Source organism: Curtobacterium sp. YR515 (assembly GCF_900113095.1).
GTDB lineage: Bacteria > Actinomycetota > Actinomycetes > Actinomycetales > Microbacteriaceae > Curtobacterium.
Genome location: NZ_FOOD01000004.1, coordinates 190,506 through 215,219, shown reverse-complemented (window position 1 = coordinate 215,219; position 24,714 = coordinate 190,506). Strand labels below are relative to the sequence as shown.

Sequence of the window (24,714 nt, the reverse complement as noted above, 5' to 3'; positions counted from 1 at the left end):
CAACAGCACCACACCAGTCCTTCCACGAAAGGGAACAGCAATGGCAAAGCAGACGATCTTCGGGCGGATCTCGACCCTCGTCCGGGCGAACATCAACCAGCTCATCGACGACGCCGAGGATCCCCAGAAGATGCTCGACCAGCTCGTGCGGGACTACACGAACAACATCGCGGACGCCAAGACGGCGATCGCGCAGACGATCGGCAACGTCCGACTGCTCGAGCAGGACCACGAAGAGGACAAGCGGGCAGCGGTGGAGTGGGGCCAGAAGGCCGCCAACGCCTCCTCCGCTGCGGACAAGTACCGCACCGAGGGCAAGACGGCCGAGGCGGACAAGTTCGACAACCTCGCCAAGATCGCGATCGGCAAGCAGATCGCGGCCGAGCAGGAGGTCAAGGACGCCGAGCCGAACCTCGCCTCGCAGAACGAGGCGGTGGAGAAGCTCAAGTCGGGCCTCGCCGGCATGGAGCAGAAGCTCGAGGAGCTCCGCTCGAAGCGCGACAACCTCGTCGCCCGGTCGAAGACGGCCGAGGCGCAGTCCAAGGTCAACGACGCGCTCGGCAACATCGACGTGCTCGACCCGACGAGCGACCTCGGCCGCTTCGAGGAGAAGGTGCGCCGCGAAGAGGCGAAGGTCCTCGGCCAGCAGGAGCTGCAGTCGTCGAGCCTCGACTCGCAGTTCGAGAGCCTCGAGGACGTGGGCAAGGACGCCGAGGTCGAGGCACGGCTCGCCGCCCTGAAGTCCGGCGGTTCGTCGAGCATCTGACGCGCTCCTCGGACGACGCCGGACCCCGCCTGACAGACTGGCACGATGCAGTTCCTCGTGGTCGGTCAGTGGCAGGGTTCGGCGTCGTCCCGTGCGATGCGCCTCGGGGACGGAGCCGCGGCGATCGCGGCCGACCTCCCGCGCGCGTCGACCACCGTGGTCGACGTCCCGGCGGGCGCCGGCGATCGTCTCGAGACGGCCGTCGCCCGGTACACCTCGGTGCTGTCGGTGGCCGAACGCGTCGCCGAGGAGACCACGGTGTCGAGCGAGCCGGTCCTCGTCGTCGGCGGTGACGGTGCGAGCGTGCTCGGTGCCACGGTCGGGCTCGGACCGGACACCGCCTTCGTGCGGATCGCGGGGTCGAGCGGCTTCCGGGCTCTCAACCGCGCCCAGCCCGTCGCCGCCGAGACCGCCGTGCTCCGCATCCTCGTGGACCGCCCCGACGACCTGTTCCCGGCCCTTCCGACCCTGGCGGCGTCGTCCGTCGTCGTCGCCGGCGTGCGTGGGGTCGAGGACGCCGAGGCAGGTGCCCTCGACCGTGCCGGGATCGCGCACCTCGACGTCGACGCCGCCACCCCGGACGCGATCGCGGCAGCGGTGGACGCCACCGGTGCCCAGGCGGTGTTCGTGCACGTCGACCTGGACGTCCTCGACCCGTCGGAGGTCGACGGGCTGCTCGAGCCCGTCCCGTTCGGGTTGGACGGCGCCGGACTCGTCGAACGCATCCAGGCCGCCACGCGCGGACGACGACTGGCGGGCGCGGCCCTCACCGGGTTCGCGCCGGTCGACCCGGACCGCGCGGTCGACGACCTCGGCGTCATCCTGCGTGCGGTCGGCGCGCTGACGAGCGCGTCCCGCACCGCCTGACGGTCCCGACACTCCCCCGCGGACCCGTTCTCCACGGGTACGCACCGCGCCCGGCATGACCCATGCCGATCCGCGTACGCTCGGCGACATGACGGACTACGACCTCATCGTGATCGGCGCCGGCGCAGTCGGCGAGAACGTGGCGGACTACGCCAAGAAGCGCGGCCTGTCGGTCGCCATCGTGGAGGCCGAGCTCGTCGGCGGCGAGTGCTCCTACTGGGCGTGCATGCCGTCCAAGGCCCTGCTGCGCAGCGGGCACGCCCTCGCCGCGGCGAAGCGACTCGACGGTGCGAAGCAGGCGGTCACGGGCGACCTCGACGCGGCGCACGTGCTCGCCCGACGGAACTCCTTCACCTCGGACTGGAAGGACGACGGCCAGGTCTCGTGGCTCGAGTCCGCCGACATCGACCTCATCCGCGGCCACGCCCGGATCACCGGCGAGAAGACGATCGAGGTGGACGGCACGACGTACACGGCAGCCGCGGCGATCGCGGTCGTCACGGGCTCGCTGCACATCCTCCCCGACGTCCCGGGGCTGGCCGACGCGACGCCGTGGGGCACGCGTGAGGCCACCAGCGCGCAGACGGTGCCCGAGAGCCTGCTCGTCATCGGCGGCGGGGTCTCCGGCTCGGAGCTCGCGACCGCGTGGGCGTCCCTCGGGGCGAAGGTCACGCTCGTCGCACGGCACGGGCTCCTCGGCGGCATGGAGCCGTTCGCGGGAGAGCTCGTCGCCGACTCCCTCCGCGAACTGGGCGTCGACGTCCGCACCGGCGTGAACCCCACCCGCGTCGACCGCGACGAGCACGGCCTCGTCACGACGACGCTCGACGACGGCTCGACGGTCATCACGAGCGAGGTCCTCGCCGCGACCGGACGCGCCGCGACCACGAAGGACCTCGGCCTCGAGTCCGTCGGGCTGACCGCGGGCGACTGGCTGCAGGTCGACGACACGATGCTCGTGCAGGGCACCGACTGGCTCTACGCCGTCGGCGACGTCAACCACCGCGTGCTCCTCACCCACCAGGGCAAGTACCAGGCGCGCGCCGCGGGCGAAGCGATCGCCGCTCGGCACCAGGGCACGCCGCTGCACACCGAACCATGGGGTGCGCACGTCGCCACCGCCGACCACGCTGCCGTCCCGCAGGTCACCTTCACCGACCCCGAGGTCGCGAGCGTCGGCCTGACCGAGGCCAAGGCCCGCGAGCAGGGGCTGAACGTCAGGGCGGTCGAGTACGAGCTCGGCAACGTCGCCGGCGCCTCGCTGCAGGCGGACGGCTACACCGGGCGGGCGAAGATGGTCGTCGACGAGGACCGCGGGGTCGTCGTCGGCGTGACCTTCGTCGGCCAGGACGTCGCCGAGATGCTGCACGCCGCGACGATCGCCGTCGTGGGCGAGGTCCCGGTCGACCGCCTCTGGCACGCCGTCCCCGCCTACCCGACGATGAACGAGATCTGGCTGCGACTGCTCGAGACCTACGGCCGCCCGGAGTAGCGGTGCGGAACCCCCTGCTCGACTCCCCCGTGTCCCGGGCGGGGTGGGCGTTCGCGACCGCGGTCGGCCTCGCCGTCGGCGTCCCGCTCTCCACCGGGAAGGTACGGGTCGTCGACGGGCTGATCGTGTGCACCGGGCTGCCGCGGTGGGTGTTCCGCCGCGGTGGCACCTGCGTGGGGTCGGTCTACCTCACGCGGGACAACGACGGCGACCGGGTGCTCCGGCACGAGCGGGTGCACGTCGACCAGTGGCGGCGGTACGGGATGCTCATGCCGATCGTGTACGCGTTGGCCGGGCAGGATCCACTGCGGAACCGGTTCGAGATCGAGGCCGGCCTCGAGGACGGCAACTACCGCTGACGCGCGGCGCCCTCGCGCCCGCCCCGAGCGGGCGAAATCCGTCCCGCCCGACGCCGGCGAGAAGCAGGTTCCGCCCGCTCGGCAGACGCGAGCGGCGTGTCGTACCCGCTCGGCTGACCGGCTGCGGCCCGGCCCAACCCGACCCAACCCGGGCCGGCCCGGCCCGGCCCGGCCCGGCCCAACCCGTGCCGAGCGGGCGAAATCCGTCCCGTTCGACGCCGGCGAGCAGCAGGTTCCGCCCGCTCGGAGTACGCGAGCGGCGCGTCGCGCCCGCTCGGGGAGCGCCCCGCCCGGAAGGAAGTGCATCCGAAGCCACGGCCGGACGGGAGGCTCGGCTCAAGCCCGCCCCGCGCCTCCCGTCCGACGGTCGCACCGCACCGGACGCGCCGCCCCGAGCGGGCAGAATACGTCCCGTTCGGCGCGGGCGAGCGGCAGGTTCCGCCCGGTCGGCAGACGCGAGCGGCGTGTCGTGCCCGCTCGCGGGCGCGCGGCGCCCCGCGCGCCCGCAGCGCGTCAGGCCGCGGGGCGCCGCGGCACCACGAGGGGCGTGCCCGTCTCGGGGTCGGCGACGACGACGCACGGCAGCCCGAACACGTCCTCGACGAGGTCGGCCGTCACCACCGACGCCGGCGGCCCCGACGCCACGATCGACCCGTCACGCATCGCGATCACGTGCGTGGCGTACCGCGCCGCCTGGTTGAGGTCGTGCAGCACCGCGACGACGGTCCGCCCGGCCGCGTGCAACGCCGAGGCCAGCTCGAGCACGTCGTACTGGTGCGCGATGTCCAGGAACGTGGTGGGCTCGTCGAGCAGGACGATGTCGGTCTCCTGCGCGAGCACCATCGCGATCCACACCCGCTGTCGCTGCCCGCCGGAGAGCTCGTCCACGCTGCGGTCGGCGAGCGACACGGTCGACGTCTGCTCGAGCGCGGCCTGCACGGCCCGCCGGTCCGACCCCGACGAGGGGTGCAGCAGGTCCTGGTGCGGGAACCGCCCGCGGGACACCAGATCGCGCACGGTGATGCCGTCCGGCGCGATCGGGGTCTGCGGGAGCATCCCGACGCGGCGCGCGACGGCCTTCGGGCGGAGGGACGAGATCGGCGACCCGTCGAGGTACACGGTGCCGGCGGTCGGCTTGAGCGTCCGCGCGAACGACTTCAGCAGTGTCGACTTGCCGCACGCGTTCGGCCCGACGATGACGGTGAGTTCACCGTCCGGGATGTCGACGTCGAGCGCGGACACCACGACCCGGTCGTCGTACGCGAGCGTCAGCCCCCTGGCCCCGAGCGCGGTCGCCGGCACGGACGACGCAACCCCGGCACCGTCGGCGGAAACGCTCAATTCTCGGCCTTGCCGTGCCGCCAGTACCCCATGAACGCGACCTGCTTCCGGTCGAGCCCGACACCGCGCACGAGGTGCCGGCGAAGTTCCTTGACGCATCCGGCCTCGCCCGCGATCCAGGCGTAGACGGGTCGCGGCTCGTCGCCGGCCGGGATGTCCCAGAGCAACTGCTCGTCGACGTCGACGTCCGCGAGCTCCCCCGCGTCGCCGCACGCCGGCCCCGCCGCGACGGTCGACGCCCAGGCGTGCACCTGGTCGGTCATCCGGACGCCGTGCGAGGCGCCGTTCCGGGCGATCCAGCGGACCTCGACCCCGGCGGGCGCGGACACCGGCAGCCGATCGGCGTCGGTCGGGACCTCGATGAAGACGTGGCCGACGGTGGCGACGTCGAGCGCCTCGAGGATGGCGCAGATGGCCGGCGCGGCGGTCTCGTCGCCGGCGAGCAGGATCCGGTTCGCGGCGCCGGGGTCGAACTCGGCCGCACCGGTCGGGAGCTCCGCGGGCGACGACGGCACCGCCGGCCCGACGATGCGCAGTTCGTCGCCGACCCGGCACGCCGAGACCCAGCGCGAGGCGGGTCCGGTGTCGCCGTGCGCGACGAAGTCGATGTCGAGCTCACGGGCGTCCGGTCGGAAGGAGCGGACCGTGTAGGTGCGGAGCGGGTTCCGGACCGCGTCGGGCAGGGCACGCCAGGCGCCGTACCAGTCCTCGCCGTCGGGCAGGTCCGTGAAGCCGTGCCCGGGGATCGGCAGCACGATCTTGATGCGCTGGTCGAGGCCGACGGACGAGAACTCGGCGAGGGCGTCGCCCGTCAGGGTCACCCGGACGAAGTGCGGGGTGAGGGACGTGACGGCTGCCACGCGGACGGAGAAGACACGGTACCGGGCTGCCACGACGGCAAGTATGGCATGCCTTACCTAAGAGACCCAAGGGTCCGCACGGTGCGAGGATCGTCCCCGTGCCCGATGCCGACGACGAATTCGCAGACCTGGCCGACCTCGCCCACGCGAGCGGCGTGACGGCGCCGATGCGCGCCTCCAGGCAGGTGGTCCGCACCACCGACGGACAGGAGATCGCCGCGATCCGCTGGGACACGGCGGACGGCCAGGAGGCGCGGATCACCTACCTGCACGGGCTCGGCATCGACGCCCACAGCTTCGACCAGACCGCGCTCGCCGTCGGCGAGCCGGCGGTCGCCGTGGACCTGCCCGGCCACGGCCGGTCCGGGTGGCGCGACGACGCGGACTACGGGGCCGGCGCGACGGCACCGAGCGTGCTCGCTGCCCTCGACGCGCTCGGGGTCCGGCCGGGGATCGTCGTGGGGCACTCCCTCGGCGCGATCCTCGCCGCCCGGCTCGCAGCGACCGCGCCGGAACGCGTCACCGGACTCGTGCTCGTCGACATGTCACCGGACTTCGCCCAGCGAGCCGTCGACCGGATCGCCCGCGCGCTCGAGGCCGAGGAGCCGTTCACGTCGCTCGAACAGGTCGTCGACCGCGCCGTGGAGGCCCGCGTCGGCGACGACCGCGCGGTGCTCCTGCGCGAGGCCCGGCACACCACACGGCTCGGGGCCGACGGGCGGCTCGTGCGGCGCCACCACTTCCCGCACCTCCCCGCCGGGCGCACCTCGTCGGTGGGGCGGTTCGCGGACGCGTGGCCGGACCTCGAGGCCCTCGACGTCCCGATCCTGCTCGTCCGCGGCGACCGCGGCTACGTGTCACCGAAGCTGCACGCGCAGTTCGCCGAGCGCCTGCCCGACGCCGAGATCGTCACGGTCGAGGCCCGGCACGCCGTGCAGAACCAGGCCCCCCTCGAACTGGCCACGGCGATCCGGGCATGGGCGGAACGTAACGGTTTGTTGCACCGGATCGAAGAACCGTCGCCGGAGCACCCCGGCCGCCGCTAACCTCGTGCAAGCGCGCGCGACGACCGTCGCCACCGCGCCGGAAGGAACCCACCACCCATGAGTCCGCTCCCCGCCCGCAGCACCTCCCGCCTCGGCCGCGCGGCCCTCGCCGCCACCGCGGTGGCCGTCGCCTCGGCCCTCGTGCTGACCGGCTGCTCCGGATCCTCGAACGAGGACGGCGGCACCGACGCCACCGTCCGCGTCGGTCTCGTCCTCGAACCGACGAGCCTCGACATCCGCACGCAGTCCGGTGCAGCACTCGACCAGGTGCTCATCGACAACGTCTACCAGGGGCTCGTCGGCCGCACCGCGGACGGTGACGTCCGCGACGTGCTGGCGTCGAAGCACGCGGTGTCGGACGACGGTCTGACGTACACGTTCACGCTGCGCGACGGCACCACGTTCCAGGACGGCAAGGACGTCACCGCGGCCGACGTCGTCTGGTCGCTGCAGCAGGTCAAGTCGAACGATTCGTACGTCGACTCCGCGCAGCTCGCCAACGTGACGTCGATCACCTCGCCGTCCTCCGGTGTGGTGGAGCTCAAGCTGGCGAAGCCCGACTCCGACCTGCTCTGGAACCTCACGGGGCGCGCCGGCCTCGTGCTCGAGAAGGCGGCGAAGAACGACCTGTCGGACACCGCCAACGGCACCGGCCCGTACGAGGTGTCGAGCTGGAAGCAGGGCGACTCCCTCACCTTCGAGCGGAACGCCGACTACTGGGGCACGAAGGCGAAGGTCGCCAAGGTCGTCTTCCGCTACATCACGCAGCCGTCCACCGCGGTGAACGCGATGGCGAACGGCGACCTCGACGTGCAGACCGCCGTCGACGGCACGCTCAAGAGCCAGCTGCAGAACAGCTCGGACATCTCGCTGCACACCGGCAAGACGACCGACAAGTACACGCTCGCGTTCAACGACCAGAAGGCGCCCTTCACCGACAAGCGGGTGCGCCAGGCGATCCGGCAGGCGATCGACGCGAAGGCGATCATCAAGGCGATCGGCGGCACCGGCGTCGAGCAGGGGGGGCCGATCCCCGAGCTCGACCCGGGCTACCAGGACCTCACCGACATCGACGCGTACGACCCCGCGAACGCGAAGAAGCTCCTCGCCGAGGCCGGCCACCCGAAGCTCAACCTCACGCTGACGTACGCGAACATCTACTCGGCGACGATCGGCGACGTGCTGAAGTCGCAACTCGCCGACGTCGGCATCACCCTGACGGTCAAGCGCGTCGACTTCGCCACCTGGCTGTCGCAGGTGTTCGAGGCGCCGAAGAGCGGCACGCGCGACTTCGACCTGTCGATGGTGAACCACGTCGAGGCGCGCGACTTCGGCAACTGGGCGAACCCGGAGTACTACTTCGGCTACGACAACGCCGAGGTGCAGTCGCTCTACGCCGACTCGGTCGCCGCGACGGACGAAGCCGCCAAGGTCGACGACCTGCAGAAGGCGGCGCGGATCGTCAGCGAGGACGCCGCCGGCGAGTGGCTCTACACGGCGACGTCGATCACGGCGGTACGGAAGGGCGTCACGGGCTTCCCGTACGACGGCACGAACTCGCGCCTCGACCTGTCGAAGCTCGCCGTCAAGTGAGGCGGGCACGGACCACGGCTCCCGTAGCATCGGTGTCGTGACCCGGTTCCTCATCGGGCGGGTGCTCCTGCTCGTCGTCGGCCTGCTCGTGGCCAGCGTGATCATCTTCGCGACGCTCCGGGTGCTGCCCGGCGACGTGGCGCAGATCGTCGCGGGCACCCAGGCGTCGCCGGCGCAGGTGGCCGAACTGCGCCAGCAGCTCGGGCTCGACCGACCGGTCGTCGTGCAGTACCTCGACTGGATCGGCGGGCTGTTCCGCGGCGACCTCGGGCGGTCACTCGTCACCGACGGACGGGTCGCACCCGAGATCGCCCAGAAGCTCAGCGTCACGCTGCCGCTCGCGGCCATGTCGCTCGTCGCCGCGCTCGTCATCGGGGTGCCGCTCGGCGTGCTCGCGGCGGTGCTGCGGCGTCGCCCGGGCGGGGCCGTCATCGCCTTCGCGGCGCAGGCGGTCGCGGCGATCCCGATCGTCTGGGCCGGCATGCTCCTCGTGGCGCTGTTCGCCGTCACGCTGCACTGGCTGCCGACGCAGGGCTTCCCGCTCGACGGTTGGGACGAACCCGGTCGGGCGTTCGCCGCGCTCGTGCTGCCCGCGCTGACGATCGGCGCCGTCGAGGGTGCGGTGATCCTGCGCTTCACCAGGTCGGCGACACTCGGGGTGCTCGACGCCGACCACGTCCGCACGGCGGCGGCGATCGGCCTCACCCGGACGCAGGCGCTCGTCAAGCACGGGCTCCCGTCGGTGGCGCTGACCGTGCTGGCCGTGCTGGGCGTGCAGATCGCCGGGCTCCTGGTCGGGGCCGTCGTCGTGGAACAGCTCTTCTCGCTCCCCGGCGTCGGACGCATGCTCGTCACCGACGTGGGGCGCCGTGACATCACGAAGGTGCAGTCCGAGCTGCTCGTGCTCACCGGACTCGTGCTGCTCGTGGGCTTCGCGGTCGACGTCGTGCACCGCACGCTGGACCCCCGACAGCGCGAGGTGTCCGAGTGATCCGCCGCCTCCTCGCCCGGCCGACCGGGGTCTTCGCCGTGGTAGTCCTCGGCCTGCTCGTCGTCCTCGCCGTGGTGTCGCTCGTGTGGACGCCGCAGGACCCCTTCCGCGCCGACCCCTTCCACCAGTGGGAGCCACCGAGCCCCGCGCACTGGTTCGGCACCGACGCCTCCGGCCGGGACATCGCGAGCTACCTGCTCGCCGGCACCCGCACGACCGTGCTCGTCGCGGTGGGCTCCGGCGTCATCGCGAGCGTCGTCGGCATGGTCCTCACCGCGATCGGCTCGCTCACCGCGCGCTGGGTCCGCGAGGGCACGGCCGTCCTGCTCGACATCCTCGTGGCGTTCCCGACCCTCCTCACCGCGATGCTGCTCACCGCGATCGCCGGCGGGTCGCTCGGCGTCGTGATCGTCAGCGTCGGCCTGTCCTTCGGCGTCACGATCGCCCGGGTGGCCCGCGGGGAGATCCGCCGCATCGCCCGCAGCGACTACGTCACCGCCGCGCGGGCGTCGGGCGTGGGCGGTGCCGGGGTGCTGTTCCGCCACCTCGTGCCGAACGCGGCGCCGCTGTTCACCGTGCAGCTCTCGCTCGCGATGGCGACCGCGGTCCTCGCCGAGGCCGGGCTCTCGTACCTCGGGTACGGCGCCGGCTCGAACACGGCCTCGTGGGGCAGCATGCTCGCCGACCTGCAGACGTACATCGGCGTGCACCCGTGGAGCGCCACCTGGCCCGGTGCGGCCATCGCCCTGGTCGTCGCGGCACTGTCGCTGCTCGGCGACGCCGTCCGCGACGCGACGGACCCGCGCCTGACGACGAACGACCGCGCGGCCGGTGGCGGACCCGCGCCCCGCACGCCGGACGACCCGGCCACGACGAGCACGGGGGTGACCGCATGAGCGACGCGACCACTCCGGGCACCGCAGCCTCCGGGCTCGAGGTGCGGGGGTTGACGGTCCGCATCGACCGTCGGACGATCCTCGACGACGTGACGTTCACCGTGCCTCCTGGCCGCCGCGTCGGCGTGATCGGCGCGTCCGGGTCCGGCAAGTCGATGACCTCGCTCGCCCTGATGGGACTCGAGCCGACCGGCGCGACCGTCACCGGCAGCGTCCGGTTGGACGGCACCGAGCTCGTCGGCCTACCCGACCGCGAGCGGGCCCGCCACCGCGGCGCCGGCATCGGGATGGTCTTCCAGGAACCCGGCACCGCGCTCGACCCGCTCCGCCGGGTCGGCGCGCAGATCGCCGAACCGCTGCGACTGCACCGCGGGCTCGACCGGCGTGCCGCAGCGGCTGCCGCGCTCGACCTGGCGGTCAGCGTGGGGCTGCCGGATCCGGAGTCGCTGCTGCGGCAGTACCCGCACCAGCTCTCGGGTGGGCAGCGGCAGCGGATCTGCATCGCGATGGCGATGGCGGGTCAGCCGTCCTACCTCGTGGCCGACGAACCCACCACGGCGCTCGACGTCACGACCGAGGCGCGGATCCTCGAGCTGTTCGAGGGCCTCACCGCGGGCATGGTCTTCGTCACGCACGACCTCGCGGTGCTCGCCCGGATCGCGGACACGGCCGTCGTGCTCGACGCCGGCCGGGTCGTCGAACACGGGTCGGTCGCAGGACTCCTCGCGGCGCCGCAGCACCCCGCGACGGCCGCCCTCGTCGACGCTGCCCGCGCCACCGCCCGTCGTGCCCCTCGGACCGGAGGCTCCGCATGACCGACGTCCTGCACGCCAGCGACCTGCACCGCACCTACCGACTCCCCCGCCGCGGACCGTTCGAACCCGGGCCCGTCCGGACCGCGGTGGACGGCGTCGACCTGACGGTCGCGCCCGGCGCACGCCTGGGGATCGTCGGCGAGTCCGGATCGGGCAAGTCGACGCTGGTGCGGCTGCTCGCCGGCCTGGAGGCGCCTTCCGCGGGCAGCGTGACCGCCTCCGGTCGTCCGGTGGTGGCGTCCGGGTCCGCGGCCGCGATGCGCTGGTTCCGTCGCGAGACCGGGGTGGTATTCCAGGACCCGTACGCGTCGCTCGACCCGCGGATGCGCGTGGGCGCGATCGTCGCGGAACCGCTGCGGGCGCTCCGGATCGACGGTTCGCACGACGCGCTCGTCCGGGACGTCCTCGCGCGCGTCGATCTCCCCGCCGACGTCGTCGACCGGTACCCGCACGAGTTCTCCGGCGGCCAACGGCAGCGCATCGCGATCGCCCGGGCCGTCGTGCACTCGCCGCGGATCCTGTTCGGGGACGAGCCGATGAGCGCCCTCGACGTGGTGGTCCGGGCCCGCGTGATCGAGCTGTTCCGGTCGCTCGCTGACGACCTCGGGCTGACGCTGGTGCTGGTGTCGCACGACATCGGCGTGGTGCAGCGGCTGTGCGACACGGTGGCGGTGATGTCCGCGGGGCGGATCGTCGAGCACGGGCCGGTGTCCCTGCTCGATGCGCCCGAGCACCCGGTGACCCGGTCCCTGGTGGAGGCGGCGCCCACGCTGCCGTAGCGCCGGCGATGTGCGACTCCTGTTCGACTGGGCGGGATTCCTTGCCCACTGTGCGGGACCCTCGGGAGCATCGACGTGCATCGATCGCTTCTCGAAGGGGAGAACGCATGAGCACGTCGAACGACATCACCAGACGGACGGCACTCGGTCTCGGCATCGTCGCCACCGCATCGGCCGCGAGCGGGGTCCTCGGACCAGGGCACGGCCGACCACACCTCGCCGCCACGGTCACGAAGGAGTTCGCGGCCGACACGACCACGCTGCTGAAGAACCCGCTCAACGGCTGGGCGCTGTACGGCTCGTCCACCCCGGCGGCGGACTACTGGACGCAGTACGACGACGTCCCGCTGCCCGACGGCACCACGATCACCGTGTCCGACCACGCCTCGGTGCTGTACATGCGGGTGTCGTGGACGATCCTCGAACCGTCAGAGGGCGTCTACGGATGGGACACGAACGCTGCCTTCGCGGGCATCCTCGCCGAGGCCCGCCGTCGGGGACTCCGGCTGGCGTTCCGGGTGGTGGTCGACAGCCGCGACAAGGCGTCGAACTTCACGCCCGACTGGGTGCGGGCCGCGGGTGCCTCCGGGTACGAGACGCAGACCGGCAGCAAGACGGTCTGGTCGCCCTACCCGGACGACCCGGTGTTCCAGGCGAAGTACGCGGCGTTCGTCGCCGCCTTCGCCGCGCAGTACGACCACCCGGAGACGACGGACTTCATCGACGGGTACGGCCTCGGCAAGTGGGGCGAGGGACACTCGATGCTCTACCGGGACGCCGCGAACCGCGAGCCCGTGTTCGACTGGATCATCGACCTGTACCAGCGGCACTTCACCACGGTGCCGCTGGCGTTGAACTACCACCGGATGATCGGCGGCGGGAAGGACTGGGGTGCGCCGGACCCGGAGAGCGAACGGATGCTCGACGGCGCGTACGAGAAGGGGTACGTCCTCCGCCACGACGCCTTCGGGATGACCACCTACTACTCCGACTGGGAGAGGTCGATGGCCGCGAAGTGGCGGTACCGGCGCCCGATCATCATGGAGGGCGGTTGGGTCACCGCCCAGCACGACGTCACGCAGGACCCCCGCGGCTACGAGACGGTCGCCGACGTGCGGCAGGGCGAGTTCGACGACTCCGTCGAGGCCCACGTCAACATGATGGACTTCCGGAACGGCGAGACACTCTCGTGGTTCGCCGCCGAGACCGCCCCGCTCACGCAGCGCTTCGACGCCGAGGGCGGGTACCGGCTCTACCCGTCGAAGGTCGTCGCCCCGGACGCGCTCCGCGCCGGCGGTACCGCTGCGATCACCCACGAGTGGACGAACCTCGGCTGGGGCTTCCTGCCGACGAACCTCCCGGTCTGGAAGCACAAGTACAAGGCCGCGCTCGCGCTGCTCGGGGCGGACGGAACGCCCGTCCGGGTCGTCGTGGACGCGGCGTCCGAGCCCTCGGACTGGCTGCGGGGCACGCCCACCGCGTACTCGTACACGCCGTCGGTCGCCGGCGTCGCCCGCGGCTCCTACCGCTGGGGCGTCGCGATCGTGGACACGACCCGGTCGGACACCCCGGCGATCGCGCTCGCGGCGCAGGGGACGACGACGAACGGCTGGCTCGTCGTCGGGGACGTCACGGTCTCCTGAGCCGTCGTGACCGTTCCGGTTCGCGATCCCCCGCGATCGCGAACCGGAACGGTCACGAGCCGGACTCGGTCAGGAATCCCAGCGCCTGTGCGACCAGCCGGCGGTGATCCGGCGAGGCGAACGACGCCCCGGCGTGACCGAGGCCGTCGTAGACCGTGACGCCGCCGCCCGGACGCTCGTGCACCCAGACCAGCGGGTGTCGGACACCGTCGTGCTCGTGGTCGACCAGGACCCGGACCACCGCCGAGACCCGCTGGTGGGAGTACCGCTCGTCGTCGAGCGAGAAGTCGCCGATGCCCGCCGTGACCGGGTGCTGGTCGTCGACCACGTGCACGGTGCACGGTCCGGACGGCGGGTGCATCGTCGTGCCGCGCACCCACACGCCGCCGAGGGCCCGTTCCCAGTCGTCGTCTCCGGCGAAGGACGTCGACGACACGTGCATGACGAGCATCGGCACGCGGCTCGCGAGCAGCCGACGGAACCCCGGTTCCGCTGCGGGCAACGGCACCGGCAGGCCGTCCCGCGGCAGGCCGAGGTCCACGACCACGAGCGACGGCAGCGGGCCGACCCCGAAGGACTCGAGCGTCCGGTCGACGTCCGACGACGATGACAGCCCGATCCCCACCTGGGCCGCGATCGCCGTCAGCGCCGCGGTCGTCTCGTCGAAGGGGTGCCAGGGGTCCGTCCACCGTCCGACCCCGCCGAGCAGCACCGCACTCACGCGGTGGCCCGGGTGATGCGGACGGTGTGCGACCCCGCGCGGGCGGGCTCGCGTTCGACGAGCAGGACCCGGTGCAGCGCCGCGCCCCAGGCCGCCCGCAGCTTCTCGTCGTCGAGCTCGCGTCGCTCCGTGCGCACCTCGAAGCGCGCGCCGTCGACCGCCACGTGTGCCGGCCCGACGTGCAGACCGCCGGGAGTCACCACCGGTTCGTGGAGCGTCAACAGCACGAGCGTCATGACACCCGGTTCCGCGAACGCCCACTCGTCATGCAGCTCGACGACCTCGGCGGCCCGGTCGAGCGAGGCGATCCGCACCGCTCGCACCAGCCCGGACGACGCGGGGTACGCCGCGGTCAGGTCCGTGGACAGCGTCGCTCGGTCGCCGTCGTCGGCGAACTCGGTGCCCGTGGCCCGGAACGACTCCCCCTCGTGCTGCTCGACCCCGTTCGGCCACGGCACGCTGTGCCAGCTCGACCGCATGGTCCAGATGCCGTACCGGTGCTCGGGCAGGAACGTCTCACGGCGGTACACCCCGACACCGGCGTCCACGACGACGGGTTCGCCGTCGAGCGAGACGATGACGGACCCCGCGTCGTTGTGGTTGTGGCTGACGGCGTTGTGGCCGCCCTTCGCCGACAGGAAGAAGGCGTCGGAGCGGGCAACGGCCACCTCGGTGCCGGGCAGGTACAGCGACGTGGGCATGCCCGGCGCTGCGGGTCCGGCGTCCTGCCACCCCGGTGCCCGGAGCTCGGCGAGGGTGCGGCGGAAGAGCGCTGCGAGCTGCCCGTCGAACCGCAACGCGTGCCGGCGCCCCATCCACCGGGCGTGCTGCACGACCTCGTCGTCCCCGACGCGTGCACCGAACCGGGCCAACAGGTGCCAGTTCGCGTTCTCGGGCAGCACCGGCGACCCGTCGGAGTGGTTGACCTGGCGGTGGGCGTCGATCTGCATGCCCATCGGGAACCGTGCCGTGGCGGCCACCGGTTCCACCACGAAGCCGCCGAAGGCCCCGTCGGTGAGCTGCTCGACGAGGTCGAGGGCCTCGAACAGCGTCGCACCGGCCCACCACCAGTAGGTCGCGCCCTCGTCGCAGCTGCCGTCGGCGTCGTACCCGGCCCGGAACCGGTCGAGGATGACGAGCGCGCGGTCGATCGTCGCTCCGAGTCGCTCGGCGTCGGGCTCCACCACGGCAGCACAGACGAGCACGTTCGACACGATCCACGGCGCCCAGTTGTTGGGCGGCCCGTCGGCCCCGTGCCAGAAGTACTCCTCGCGTTCCCACGGGTCCAGGACGCGGCGGCGGACCTCGTGGTGCACGTGGGCGCGGATGCCCGGCGCGTCGCGTTCGAGCCGCTCACCGGCGATCGCGTCGATCGCCGCCAGCATGCCGCCGACGTACGCGTCCGACAGGTCGAGCACGTCCCGGCCCGGCACCGGCAGGAACGGCCGCTCGCCGCTCTCCGGCAGCGCGTAGTGCGACGGCAGGCACCACGCGCGCAGTTCGCAGATCCGCCAGACCTGGTCGGCGAGGACCGTCGCCCACTCGTCCTCGTCGGTCACCGCGAGCGCGAGCGCGGCCGAAGCGGCCGACTCGAGCAGGTTCCGCTGCGCGCGCTCGTACGGCTGCCGGTCGCCATCCCGGCTGTAGCGCGCCCAGAGCGAGAGGGTCGGGAAGGCGACCGCGGCGGCGTCGCGACGGTCCCTCGCCAGCGCGAGCAGCGCCTCCTGGTCCGCCGTCCCCACGTCGGCCCACGCGGCGCGGTCGGTGACGGGAGGCGCGGGTCGCCACGTCCTCGGTCGGAGCGCCCGGCGGGCGGTCGCGGTGAAGCGGTCGGTGAGGGTCTGGGCGTCGACGGTGACGGTGACGGTGACGGTCATGGGGGTTCCAGCGATCAGGCCTGGACGGCGAAGCCGTCGGGGACGATGGGGTCGGTGAAGGCGCCGGTCGCGGCGAAGGCGATGGTCTCGCGCACCGCGTTCTCGGCGAGCCGGCGGAGCTCGTTGCCGAGTGAGCCCGCGATGTGGGGCGTGATGAAGGTGTTCGGCGTCGAGCGGAGGCGCGCGTCCGGCGGCAGGAGCTCGGGTTCGGTGACGTCGAGCACGGCGGCGAGGTCACCGCGGTCCAGTCGGTCGGCGAGGGCGTCCTGGTCGAGGATCGCGCCACGGGCGGTGTTCACGACGGTGGTCCCCGGCCGGAGCAGGCCGATGACGTGCCGGTCGATCATGCCCCGGGTGGACGGCAGCAATGGCGCGTGCAGCGTGACGATGTCGCTCGTGACGGCGAGCGTGTCGAGGTCGACCACGGTGACACCGAGCAGCGTGGCCTCGTCGTCGTCGAGGTACGGGTCGCTGACGAGCACTCGGACGTCGTGTGCCCGGAGCCGCTCGATCACCGCACGGCCGACGCGGGAGGCACCGACCACGCCGACGGTGATGCCGTGCATACCGACGACCGGCCAGGACCCCTCGACGTCGACGGGCCCGGTGGCGGACCCGAGGGCGGCGGCGGTCGCGAACGCGCGCTTGGCGGCGAGGACGATCATCGCGACCGTGAACTCGGCGACCGGCACGGCGTTCGCAGCGGCGCTCGAGGTCACCGCGATGCCCCGGGACCAGACGTCGTCGTCCACCACGGGTTTCACCGACCCGGCGGAGTGCGCCACGGCGCGCAGCCGCGGCATCCGGTCGAGGCGGCCCGCGTCGAGCTCCGGACTCCCCCACCCGGTCACGAGGACCTCGACCTCGGTGAGGAGCACGGCGTCACGCGGGTCGTCCGGGTCGAGCGGGCGGTCGGCGACGAGCCGGACCGCCTCGGAGGCGTGGAGTGCGGCGAGGTCCCCGTGGTCGAACACCCGCGCGAAGGTCGTCTCCGGCATCACGAACGCGACCGGTACGCGGCCTGTTCCGGGCGGGGGCACGGGTTCGGACACCCGCGGTACGGCGCGGTGCGTGCGGGGGTGTGACGTCATCGTCGGCGGCTCCTCGTAGGCGGTCGGCGATCACCATGCCAGCGCCGCGCGGTGTTCGATGTCAAGAACGGCCGCGCAAACGATCACGAAGCGAACACCGGCGCGACCGAGGACCCGCGCACGCTCAGCGTCGGCGTCAGGGTCATGTGCCGTCGGGCGAACCCGGTCTGCGCCGTGGCCGAGATCCGCTCGAAGCACATCGTCGCCGCGAACCGGCCGACGTCGTTCTTCGGTGGCGCCACCGCGGTGAGCGGGACCTCGGCGAGCGCGGCGACCTCGTCGTCGTAGGCCACCACGGAGAGGTCGCCCGGGATCGTCAGGCCCATCTCGGTGACGGTCTCGACGAACTCCACGGCGTAGTGGTCCGAGTGCACGAACACCGCGGTGGTGCCCGTGTCGATGCAGCGTCGGACGAACGCCCGTGTGGCCTCGCCGACCGCGTGCGTCTCGTCGATCACCTCGACGGGTGCGTCGGTGCCGAGGCCGAGCTGGCGGACGCTGCGCTCGTAGCCGGTGCGGAGCTGCGGGGTCGTCGGGGTCTCGAACACGGCCATGCCGATCTTCCGGTGCCCGAGCGAGGCGAGGTGGCGGAGGGCGATCCCGGCCCCGGCCTCGTGGTCGCTCCGGACGGACTCGAGCTGCGTGCCGACGGGTGCCTCGGTGAGGGAGCGCTCGACGACGACCACGGGCATCGGTGCCCGGTCGAGGAGCTCGAGGGTGTCGACGGCGTCCGCGACGGTGGTCGTCACGAGGAGCCCGTCGACCCCGGCGGCGATGAGCCGTTCGACCTGCTGTCGTTCGCGGTCCGGGTCGTAGCGGGACACCCCGAGGACGACCCGTCCGCCGAGGGCCTCGGTGCGCTCGGCGACGCCCGCGACGATCTTCGGGAAGTAGTAGCCCGGGTCGGGGACGACGAGTCCGAGTGTGAACAGCGCGCCGGGTTCGGTCGCGGTCCGCGTGGTCGGCTCGGGTCGCGGTGCCGGACGGTGCGGTGCGCCGGCGGTGGGCAGTGTCTCGACCGACACCGCGCCGCCGTGCACACGTCGCACGAGTCCGCGGTCGGCGAGTTCGGACAGGTCGCGGCGCACCGTCATCGCCGAGATCCCTTCGCGCGCTGCGAAGTCCGAGGCGGACAGGCTGCCGTGGACACGGAGTTCGGCCAGGATCCGTTCCTGCCGTCTGGTCGGGTGCATCGTCGCTCCCATGTTCGTTTCGTGTGCGGGTGAATACGCCCGCTTGACCGTCATCATACGGACGTCCCAGGATGACGAAACCGCCACCGGAGGTCCGGCCGCGGACCCCAGCCACGTGAGCAAAGGAGCCACATGAGCGCGACGATGGTCGACCCGGCCACCGAGACGCGGACCCCACGGTCCGACGGCGTCCCGGTGGCCCGCAAGGTCCCGTTCACCGCGAGGTTGCGACGGGACTACCCGCTGCTGATCATGGTCGCGCCGGCGGTGGTCCTGCTCCTGCTGTTCGTGTACGTCCCGATGCTCGGGAACGTGATCGCGTTCATGGACTACCAGCCGTACATCCCGATCGCCCAGAGCCCGTGGGTCGGGTTGTCGAACTTCCAGGTGCTCTTCGCGGACCCGGACTTCTGGCGCGCGACGCTCAACACGCTGGAGATCACGTTCATCCAGCTGGTGCTGTTCTTCCCGGTGCCGATCGCCCTCGCGCTGCTCATCCACTCGCTGGTGTGGCCGTGGCTGCGGGCGACCGTGCAGTCGGTCCTCTACCTGCCGCACTTCCTGTCCTGGGTCATCGTCGTCGGGTTCTTCCAGCAGTCGCTCGGCTCGGGCGGTGTCGTGAACCACGCGCTCCGGCAACTCGACGCCGGCACGATCAGCGTGATGAGCGACCCGTCGACGTTCAAGCTGCTGCTGACGAGCCAGGTGATCTGGAAGGACGCCGGCTGGGGGACGATCATCTTCCTCGCGGCCCTCGCGGCGATCGACGACAACCTGTACGAGGCCGCCGCGATCGACGGCTCGGGTGCGTGGAGCCGGTTCTGGCACGTGACGCTGCCCGGCATCCGGCCGATCATCGTGTTGCTGCTCATCCTGCGGCTCGGCGAGGCGCTGTCCGTCGGCTTCGAGCAGATCATCCTGCAACGGAACGCCGTGGGGGCCGACGCCGCCGAAGTGCTCGACACCTACGTCTACTACCACGGCGTCGTCGACGGCAACTGGTCCACGGGCATCGCCGTCGGCCTGATCAAGGGCCTCGTCGGGTTCGTCCTCATCATGGCGGCGAACAAGGCCGCCCACATGCTCGGTGAGCAGGGAGTGTATTCGCGATCATGAGCACCATCGTCCGTCCGGTCTGGGCCGGGAAGCCCAAGCCCGTCGTCCTCGCACTGAAGGCCGTCGCGATCGTCCTGATCCTCGCGGTGGTGCTGTTCCCGTTCCTCATCGTCTTCTCGACGAGCGTGTCGAGCCAGGCCGACGTCACGGCCGCCGGCGGCTACGTCGTCTGGCCACGGTCCTTCGACCTCTCCGCCTACGTGCAGATCCTGTCCGGCGGGGTCGTCACCCGCGCCGTGGTGGTCACGCTCCTGGTGACGATCGTCGGCACGGCGATCAGCCTCGCGTCGACCGTCCTCGCCGCCTGGGCGCTCAGCCGGCAGGGATCGCTCTTCCAGCGACCGCTGCTGACGTTCGTCCTCATCACGTTCCTGTTCGCGCCGGGGATGATCCCGCTCTACCTGATGGTCAAGCAGCTCGGGCTCCTCGACAACTACTGGGCGCTGATCCTGCCGAGCGCGTTCAGCGTGTTCAACATGGTCGTCGTCCGCGGCTTCATGATGAGCATCCCGCAGGAGCTCATCGACAGCGCGAAGATCGACGGCGCCGGCGAGTTCCGCATCCTCTGGCAGATGGTGCTGCCGCTGTCGCGCGCGGTGATCGCCGTCGTCGGGCTGTTCTACGCGGTCGGGTACTGGAACGCGTTCTTCAACGCCCTGCTCTACCTGTCGGACTCAACGAAGTGGACGCTCCAGCTGGTGCTCCGGACGTACGTGCTGCAGGGATCGAGCCTGGTGTCCGGCGCCGGGTCGGACGCGACCATGCAGCCGCCGGCGGAGTCGATCCAGATGGCGGTGGTGATGATCGCGATCATCCCGATCCTCGCCGCCTACCCGCTCGTCCAGCGCCACCTCACCAAGGGCGTCCTGACCGGCGCCGTCAAGGGCTGACGCGGCCCCGCCGAACCACCCTCCACCCGAACGCTTCAAGGGAGAAGCCATGACCGACACGACCACCGCCGGCCTCAGCCGACGGACCCTCCTCTCCGGCGCCGCCTTCGGCCTCGTCGCGTTCAGCGCGGCGGGCGGCCTCGCCGGCTGCTCCTCCGGCGGCACCGCCGCGACCATCTCCGACACGGTCGCCGCGCTGCCGACGTACGTGCCGATCACGAAGGGTCCGAAGCCGGACCTGCCCGGCAACGACGTCGTGCAGCCCGTGTACTACTCGTACCCCCAGGACAGCGAACTCTTCACCTCGGTGACCGGGAAGGTCGCCGACGGGTCGAAGACGTCCGGGTTCGTCGTCACGTACACGGCGCCGCCGCCCGCCGACAACTCGTTCCTCGACTACATCGGTGGTCTGACGAACACCGAGTACGACCTGACGTTCGTCCCCGGCGACTCGTTCGACACGAAGTTCGCCACGATGACGGCGGGCAACGACATCCCGGACATCGTCGAGTTCCTGACCTTCGCGATGCCACCACGGTTCCCGCAGCTGCTCGACGCGAAGTTCTCGGACCTGTCGGAGTACCTGTCCGGCGACGCCGTGAAGGACTACCCGAACCTCGCGAACATCCCCACCGCGTCGTGGCGGAGTGCCCGCATCAACGGGAAGATCTACGGCGTCCCGGAGCACCGTCCGCCGTTCGGCTCGGTCATGGTCTGCCGCCCCGACCTCATCGAACAGCTCACCGGCGCAGCACCCGCGCCGAAGGACAAGGACGAGTTCACCGAGCTCTGCAGGGCGGTCACGGACACCAAGGCCGGCCGGTACGCGATCGCCGGCGGCGGCGGATCGAGCGGCGTCGACTGGTCGTACGACTTCATCGGCGCGACCTTCGGCGTCCCGAACCAGTGGAAGCAGTCCTCGGGCGGGACGCTCACGCACAAGAACGAGACCGGTGCCTGGCTCGAGATGCTCTCGTACATCAAGAAGCTCTGGAACCTCGGGATCTACCACCCGGACACCCCGAGCCTCGAGAGCGCCAAGGCGAAGACGTACATCAACAACGGCACCGTGCTCATGCACCTCGACGGCATCTCGGCGCTGCTCGACGTCACCATGCCGAAGGGGATCGTGACCGGCGGCATCGTGCCGTTCGGTGCCGACGGCGGGAAGGGCGCGAACTACCAGGGCACGTCGAGCTTCTCGTTCGCCGCACTGAAGAAGACCACCCCGGCGAGGATCCGCTCCCAGCTCCGGCTGCTCGACTACCTGTCGGCACCGTTCGGCTCGCGCGAGGCCTTCACGCTCACCCACGGCAAGAAGAACGTGCACCACACCGGCAGCGGACCGGATGCGGTGCTCACGAAGACCGGCGAGCAGATGATCAACGCCAGCTCGCTGTACCGGCTCGCGGCGGGTCCGCAGGTGCTCAACACCGCGGTCCGGATCGACGAGCAGCTCCGCCAGTCGCACGCGTGGCAGGTCGCCACGCAGGACATGCTCGTGAAGAACCCGGTCGACGGCTTCTACTCCCCCTCGGCCACGTCCACGCAGTCGGCGAACCAGGCGTTCAACAGCGTCTGCAACGACTACGTGCTCGGTCGGACGAACCTCGCCGCCGTCAAGGCCGGGGTGAAGACGTGGACCGCTGCCGCAGGCGACAAGATGCGCAAGGAGTACAGCGAGGCGATGGAGAAGCAGGGCTGAGCCCTGGGCTCCGACGCCGAGCGCCCGGTCAGGCGGTCCAGGCCGCCGGGTGCCGCCGCTGCCACCGGAACCGCCGCTCGAGCTGCGCGCCGATCGCCAGGAGCACCCGTTCGCCACCGGGACGCCCGATGAGCTGCACGCCCATCGGCAGTCCCGCGCCGTCCGGGTGCTCCTCGTCCGTCACACCGACGGGCAGCGTGATCGCCGGCAGCCCGGCCACGTTCGCCATCGACGTCCACGGCGAGTAGGCGCACTGGCGGCGGAAGTCTTCCTCCGGGTCGGACCCGTACCAGCCGAGCGGCCGCGGCGTGAGCGCGAGGGTCGGCGTGAGGACGGCGTCGAACCGGTCGAACGCACCGATGAGCGCCGCCGAGAAGGTGTCGAGCGCCGTCATCGCGTCGAGCACCTGCGTGCCGGTCAGCGCGCGGCCGCGGTCGACGAGCCACGACACCAGGGGCGTCAACCCGGACAGGTCGATCCCGGGGACCATCGGCAGCCGGGCAGCGCTCGACTCCCACGCCACCCGGAACGCGTCAGCGTACGGCGCCCGGGGCATCCGGACGTCCTCGACGCCGTGCCCGACCTCGCCGAGCACCCGGACGGCGGTCTCGACGGCGGCGCGTGCCGCGGGGTCGACCACCACGTCGACGGTGTCGTCCCACGGGGAGCCCTCGAGCAGCCCGACGACGAAGCGCCCCTCGCCGCGGACGGCCGCGGCGGTGAACGGCCCCTCGCCGACGTCGGGCGTGACCAGCGCGTACGGGTGCAGCTCCGGGAGCCCGGTCGGCGCCACGAGCGCGTCGAGCAGCATGCCCGCGTCCGCGACGTTCCGCGTGATCGGCCCCGCGACCGACAGCCCGCCGACGCCCGAGCGCCCGGGCATCGACGGCACACGACCACGGCTCGGCTTCAGCCCCACCAACCCGGTCGCCGCCGCCGGGATCCGCACGGAGCCCCCACCGTCCGACCCCACCGCGGCCGGGAGGAGTCCGGCCGCGACCGCGACCGCCGCACCGCTCGACGACCCCCCGGGCGCGCGGCTCGTGTCGTACGGGTTCCGGGTCACGCCGAACCGGGTCTCCGACGACGACGACATCCCGAACTCGGGCGACGCCGTCTTGCCGAGGCTCACCGCACCGGCGGCGTCGAGCGCTGCGACGAGCGGGTGGTCAGCTGCCGCGGGGCGGTCGGGCAGGCTCGAGGATCCGTTCCGCGTGGCGACGCCGGCGCGGTCGTACAGGTCCTTGTCGGCGGACGGGAGGCCCCACAGCGGCCTCGACGTCGGCACCCGGTGGCCGAGGTGCTCGGCTCGGTCGCGTGCGGCGTCCGCGGTCACCGTCACGAAGGCGCCGAGACCGGGATCGAGCCGGGCGATCCTCGCCAGGTAGTGGTCGGTCACCTCGAGCGCGGTCGCCTCACCGCGTCGGATCCAGTCCCAGAGTTCCTGCGCGGCGAGGTGGTGGAGTTCGAACACCGCCTCAGCCTAGGTGCGACCAGAATCCTGAACATCCACTCAGTGACGCGTCCCCCGTTCGGGGGGCGGATCCGCGGCTGTCCCAGAGCATTGCTCATCCGATTTCCCTGGGGACTCCTCGGCGCGCGGGCAGTGAGCACGGGGTACGGTTCCGCGTCGCTCACGACCCGCAGGAGGACGCGAGCAGACGGTGATCAGGGACACCCGGAAGAAGGACATGGACAACAGGGAAACGAACCACACGACCAGGACCCGCACCAGGAGGCGAGTCGCCGCAGGGATGGCACTCGTCGCGGCCGGCGCCGTCGTCATCGGACTCGCGCAGCAACCGAGCGCGTCCGAAGCGGCGACCACCTCGCTGACCAAGATGCCCACGGGCACGGTGGTGTCGAACGGTCGGACGTGGAAGCAGACGTACGCCGAGGACTTCTCCACCGCTGCACCGCGCGGCAGCGTCCTCAGCAAGTACCCGGGCCTCGGGGCCTACGACGGCTACCGCGACACGAGTGGTCGCGGGCTCTACGCACCGGACAAGGTGCTGAGCGTCAAGGACGGCAAGCTCGACTTCTGGGTGCACTCGGAGAACGGGCAGCCACTCGTCGCCACGGTGCTGCCGGACAACTACCGCGCACACACCACGGGTCGGGTGTCCATCCGCTACAAGACGACGGACACCCCGGGCTACAAGTTCGTCGGGATGCTGTGGCCGACGGACGACGACTGGAACAAGGGCGAGATCGACTGGCCCGAGGGTGACCTCGGCAGCACGGCTCGACCCGCGTCGGCGATCCCGGGATCGATGCGGAACGGGATGATGTCGTTCGACGGCAGCGTGCAGAAGCCGACCAAGTCGGCCCAGAGCAGCGGCTACCACGTGGCGACCACCGAGTGGGACCACGGCGTGGTCCGGTTCTACTGGAACAACTCGCTCGTGTCGGTCACCCGCAAGGCGGTCCCGACGGACCCGATGCGGGTCACGCTGCAGGCGGAGACCGCCATCGGCGGCTCCGTGCCGGCGTCCGCGAGCGGACACGTCGACATCGACTGGGTCTCGATCTGGGACTGACCGGCTGAAGGACTGGAGGCGCGGTGCCAGCTGGCACCGCGCCTCCAGTCCGTGGTCCTCGCGTCCACGTCCTTGCATCCTTCGGAGGAACCCCGCGGAGTGCGTCCCTTCGCCGGTCGTCCGTCGGACGCGC

22 protein-coding genes are annotated in these 24,714 nt (G+C 71.8%); 15 read left to right on the top strand and 7 right to left on the bottom strand.

Annotated features, from left to right (window positions below; genetic code table 11):
* Positions 1 to 40: 40 nt before the first annotated feature.
* The 4 genes from BM028_RS12395 to BM028_RS12380 all read left to right on the top strand — a co-directional run bounded on the left by BM028_RS12395 (position 41) and on the right by BM028_RS12380 (position 3,484).
* Positions 41 to 766 carry a PspA/IM30 family protein gene (locus BM028_RS12395; protein ID WP_070416310.1) on the top strand — a complete coding sequence of 242 codons (726 nt, stop codon included), beginning with the start codon at positions 41 to 43 and terminating at the stop codon, positions 764 to 766.
* Between the two features lie 45 nt (positions 767 to 811).
* Positions 812 to 1,633: an arginase family protein gene (locus BM028_RS12390; protein WP_092386930.1), complete on the top strand. Its 822-nt coding sequence runs from the start codon at positions 812 to 814 to the stop codon at positions 1,631 to 1,633.
* 88 nt (positions 1,634 to 1,721) lie between these two features.
* The gene (locus BM028_RS12385; RefSeq protein WP_092386928.1) at positions 1,722 to 3,125 is read left to right on the top strand and encodes a dihydrolipoyl dehydrogenase family protein; all 1,404 of its coding nucleotides are present in this window, start codon (positions 1,722 to 1,724) and stop codon (positions 3,123 to 3,125) included.
* A 2-nt stretch (positions 3,126 to 3,127) separates the two neighbouring features.
* Complete coding sequence (locus tag BM028_RS12380; protein WP_175496070.1) at positions 3,128 to 3,484, top strand: Fe-S oxidoreductase; 357 nt, start codon at positions 3,128 to 3,130, stop codon at positions 3,482 to 3,484.
* Positions 3,485 to 3,997: 513 nt separating this feature from the next.
* Here the strand turns inward: BM028_RS12380 and BM028_RS12375 are convergent.
* Complete coding sequence (locus BM028_RS12375; protein WP_441294444.1) at positions 3,998 to 4,825, bottom strand: ABC transporter ATP-binding protein; 828 nt, start codon at positions 4,823 to 4,825, stop codon at positions 3,998 to 4,000.
* Positions 4,822 to 5,718 (bottom strand): siderophore-interacting protein, encoded by an 897-nt coding sequence (locus tag BM028_RS12370; protein WP_254789558.1) that lies wholly within the window; start codon positions 5,716 to 5,718, stop codon positions 4,822 to 4,824. The genes BM028_RS12375 and BM028_RS12370 overlap by 4 nt, the downstream gene beginning before the upstream one ends.
* Positions 5,719 to 5,783: 65 nt before the next feature.
* Here BM028_RS12370 and BM028_RS12365 point away from each other — a divergent pair, with 65 nt between their 5' ends.
* The 7 genes from BM028_RS12365 (at position 5,784) to BM028_RS12335 (ending at position 13,448) form a co-directional block, all read left to right on the top strand.
* On the top strand, positions 5,784 to 6,731 hold the full coding sequence (locus BM028_RS12365) for an alpha/beta fold hydrolase (RefSeq protein WP_092386924.1): 948 nt from the start codon (positions 5,784 to 5,786) through the stop codon (positions 6,729 to 6,731).
* A 57-nt stretch (positions 6,732 to 6,788) separates the two neighbouring features.
* The gene (locus BM028_RS12360; RefSeq protein ID WP_092386922.1) at positions 6,789 to 8,324 is read left to right on the top strand and encodes an ABC transporter substrate-binding protein; all 1,536 of its coding nucleotides are present in this window, start codon (positions 6,789 to 6,791) and stop codon (positions 8,322 to 8,324) included.
* Positions 8,325 to 8,361: 37 nt separating this feature from the next.
* Positions 8,362 to 9,315: an ABC transporter permease gene (locus BM028_RS12355; RefSeq protein WP_092386920.1), complete on the top strand. Its 954-nt coding sequence runs from the start codon at positions 8,362 to 8,364 to the stop codon at positions 9,313 to 9,315.
* On the top strand, positions 9,312 to 10,211 hold the full coding sequence (locus tag BM028_RS12350) for an ABC transporter permease (protein WP_071296223.1): 900 nt from the start codon (positions 9,312 to 9,314) through the stop codon (positions 10,209 to 10,211). The genes BM028_RS12355 and BM028_RS12350 overlap by 4 nt, the downstream gene beginning before the upstream one ends.
* Positions 10,208 to 11,026, top strand: a complete 819-nt coding sequence (locus tag BM028_RS12345) for an ABC transporter ATP-binding protein (RefSeq protein ID WP_070416319.1) — start codon at positions 10,208 to 10,210, stop codon at positions 11,024 to 11,026. Before BM028_RS12350 ends, BM028_RS12345 begins: the two co-directional genes overlap by 4 nt.
* Positions 11,023 to 11,805, top strand: coding sequence for an ABC transporter ATP-binding protein (locus BM028_RS12340; protein ID WP_092386918.1), 783 nt, complete (start codon positions 11,023 to 11,025; stop codon positions 11,803 to 11,805). Before BM028_RS12345 ends, BM028_RS12340 begins: the two co-directional genes overlap by 4 nt.
* 107 nt (positions 11,806 to 11,912) lie before the next feature.
* A complete protein-coding gene (locus BM028_RS12335; RefSeq protein WP_092386916.1) occupies positions 11,913 to 13,448 on the top strand; it encodes a hypothetical protein in 1,536 nt (511 codons plus the stop codon).
* Between the two features lie 52 nt (positions 13,449 to 13,500).
* Here the strand turns inward: BM028_RS12335 and BM028_RS12330 are convergent, their stop codons facing one another.
* The 4 genes from BM028_RS12330 to BM028_RS12315 form a co-directional block, all read right to left on the bottom strand.
* On the bottom strand, positions 13,501 to 14,169 hold the full coding sequence (locus tag BM028_RS12330; RefSeq protein WP_175496069.1) for a ThuA domain-containing protein: 669 nt from the start codon (positions 14,167 to 14,169) through the stop codon (positions 13,501 to 13,503).
* Positions 14,166 to 16,046 carry a heparinase II/III domain-containing protein gene (locus tag BM028_RS12325; protein ID WP_092386912.1) on the bottom strand — a complete coding sequence of 627 codons (1,881 nt, stop codon included), beginning with the start codon at positions 16,044 to 16,046 and terminating at the stop codon, positions 14,166 to 14,168. The genes BM028_RS12330 and BM028_RS12325 overlap by 4 nt, the downstream gene beginning before the upstream one ends.
* A 14-nt stretch (positions 16,047 to 16,060) precedes the next feature.
* On the bottom strand, positions 16,061 to 17,044 hold the full coding sequence (locus tag BM028_RS12320; RefSeq protein WP_092386910.1) for a hydroxyacid dehydrogenase: 984 nt from the start codon (positions 17,042 to 17,044) through the stop codon (positions 16,061 to 16,063).
* Between the two features lie 176 nt (positions 17,045 to 17,220).
* Complete coding sequence (locus tag BM028_RS12315; RefSeq protein WP_217647256.1) at positions 17,221 to 18,330, bottom strand: substrate-binding domain-containing protein; 1,110 nt, start codon at positions 18,328 to 18,330, stop codon at positions 17,221 to 17,223.
* Positions 18,331 to 18,462: 132 nt separating this feature from the next.
* Here BM028_RS12315 and BM028_RS12310 point away from each other — a divergent pair, with 132 nt between their 5' ends.
* From BM028_RS12310 to BM028_RS12300, 3 genes are read left to right on the top strand one after another with little or no spacing between them, the layout of a single operon-like run.
* Positions 18,463 to 19,446 (top strand): ABC transporter permease, encoded by a 984-nt coding sequence (locus BM028_RS12310; protein WP_229085653.1) that lies wholly within the window; start codon positions 18,463 to 18,465, stop codon positions 19,444 to 19,446.
* Entirely contained in the window at positions 19,443 to 20,336 is an 894-nt protein-coding gene (locus BM028_RS12305; RefSeq protein ID WP_071296218.1) for a carbohydrate ABC transporter permease, read from the top strand. The genes BM028_RS12310 and BM028_RS12305 overlap by 4 nt, the downstream gene beginning before the upstream one ends.
* Positions 20,337 to 20,385: 49 nt before the next feature.
* Complete coding sequence (locus tag BM028_RS12300) at positions 20,386 to 22,041, top strand: extracellular solute-binding protein (protein WP_092386906.1); 1,656 nt, start codon at positions 20,386 to 20,388, stop codon at positions 22,039 to 22,041.
* 28 nt (positions 22,042 to 22,069) lie between these two features.
* On the opposite strand, the gene BM028_RS12295 is transcribed toward BM028_RS12300, so the two are convergent.
* Positions 22,070 to 23,515, bottom strand: coding sequence for an amidase (locus tag BM028_RS12295; RefSeq protein WP_092386904.1), 1,446 nt, complete (start codon positions 23,513 to 23,515; stop codon positions 22,070 to 22,072).
* A 280-nt stretch (positions 23,516 to 23,795) separates the two neighbouring features.
* Between BM028_RS12295 and BM028_RS12290 the strand changes: the two genes are divergently transcribed.
* Entirely contained in the window at positions 23,796 to 24,581 is a 786-nt protein-coding gene (locus BM028_RS12290; protein WP_092386902.1) for a glycoside hydrolase family 16 protein, read from the top strand.
* The last annotated feature ends 133 nt before the right edge of the window (positions 24,582 to 24,714 follow it).

Bases quoted from the DNA above. Each gene is read 5' to 3' on its own strand.
- BM028_RS12395 (WP_070416310.1), top strand. From the start codon at position 41: ATGGCAAAGCAGACGATCTTCGGGCGGATCTCGACCCTCGTCCGGGCG.
- BM028_RS12390 (WP_092386930.1), top strand. From the start codon at position 812: ATGCAGTTCCTCGTGGTCGGTCAGTGGCAGGGTTCGGCGTCGTCCCGT.
- BM028_RS12385 (WP_092386928.1), top strand. From the start codon at position 1,722: ATGACGGACTACGACCTCATCGTGATCGGCGCCGGCGCAGTCGGCGAG.
- BM028_RS12360 (WP_092386922.1), top strand. From the start codon at position 6,789: ATGAGTCCGCTCCCCGCCCGCAGCACCTCCCGCCTCGGCCGCGCGGCC.
- BM028_RS12345 (WP_070416319.1), top strand. From the start codon at position 10,208: ATGAGCGACGCGACCACTCCGGGCACCGCAGCCTCCGGGCTCGAGGTG.
- BM028_RS12340 (WP_092386918.1), top strand. From the start codon at position 11,023: ATGACCGACGTCCTGCACGCCAGCGACCTGCACCGCACCTACCGACTC.
- BM028_RS12335 (WP_092386916.1), top strand. From the start codon at position 11,913: ATGAGCACGTCGAACGACATCACCAGACGGACGGCACTCGGTCTCGGC.
- BM028_RS12325 (WP_092386912.1), bottom strand. From the start codon at position 16,046: ATGACCGTCACCGTCACCGTCACCGTCGACGCCCAGACCCTCACCGAC.
- BM028_RS12320 (WP_092386910.1), bottom strand. From the start codon at position 17,044: ATGCCGGAGACGACCTTCGCGCGGGTGTTCGACCACGGGGACCTCGCC.
- BM028_RS12315 (WP_217647256.1), bottom strand. From the start codon at position 18,330: ATGCACCCGACCAGACGGCAGGAACGGATCCTGGCCGAACTCCGTGTC.
- BM028_RS12310 (WP_229085653.1), top strand. From the start codon at position 18,463: ATGAGCGCGACGATGGTCGACCCGGCCACCGAGACGCGGACCCCACGG.
- BM028_RS12305 (WP_071296218.1), top strand. From the start codon at position 19,443: ATGAGCACCATCGTCCGTCCGGTCTGGGCCGGGAAGCCCAAGCCCGTC.
- BM028_RS12300 (WP_092386906.1), top strand. From the start codon at position 20,386: ATGACCGACACGACCACCGCCGGCCTCAGCCGACGGACCCTCCTCTCC.
- BM028_RS12290 (WP_092386902.1), top strand. From the start codon at position 23,796: ATGGCACTCGTCGCGGCCGGCGCCGTCGTCATCGGACTCGCGCAGCAA.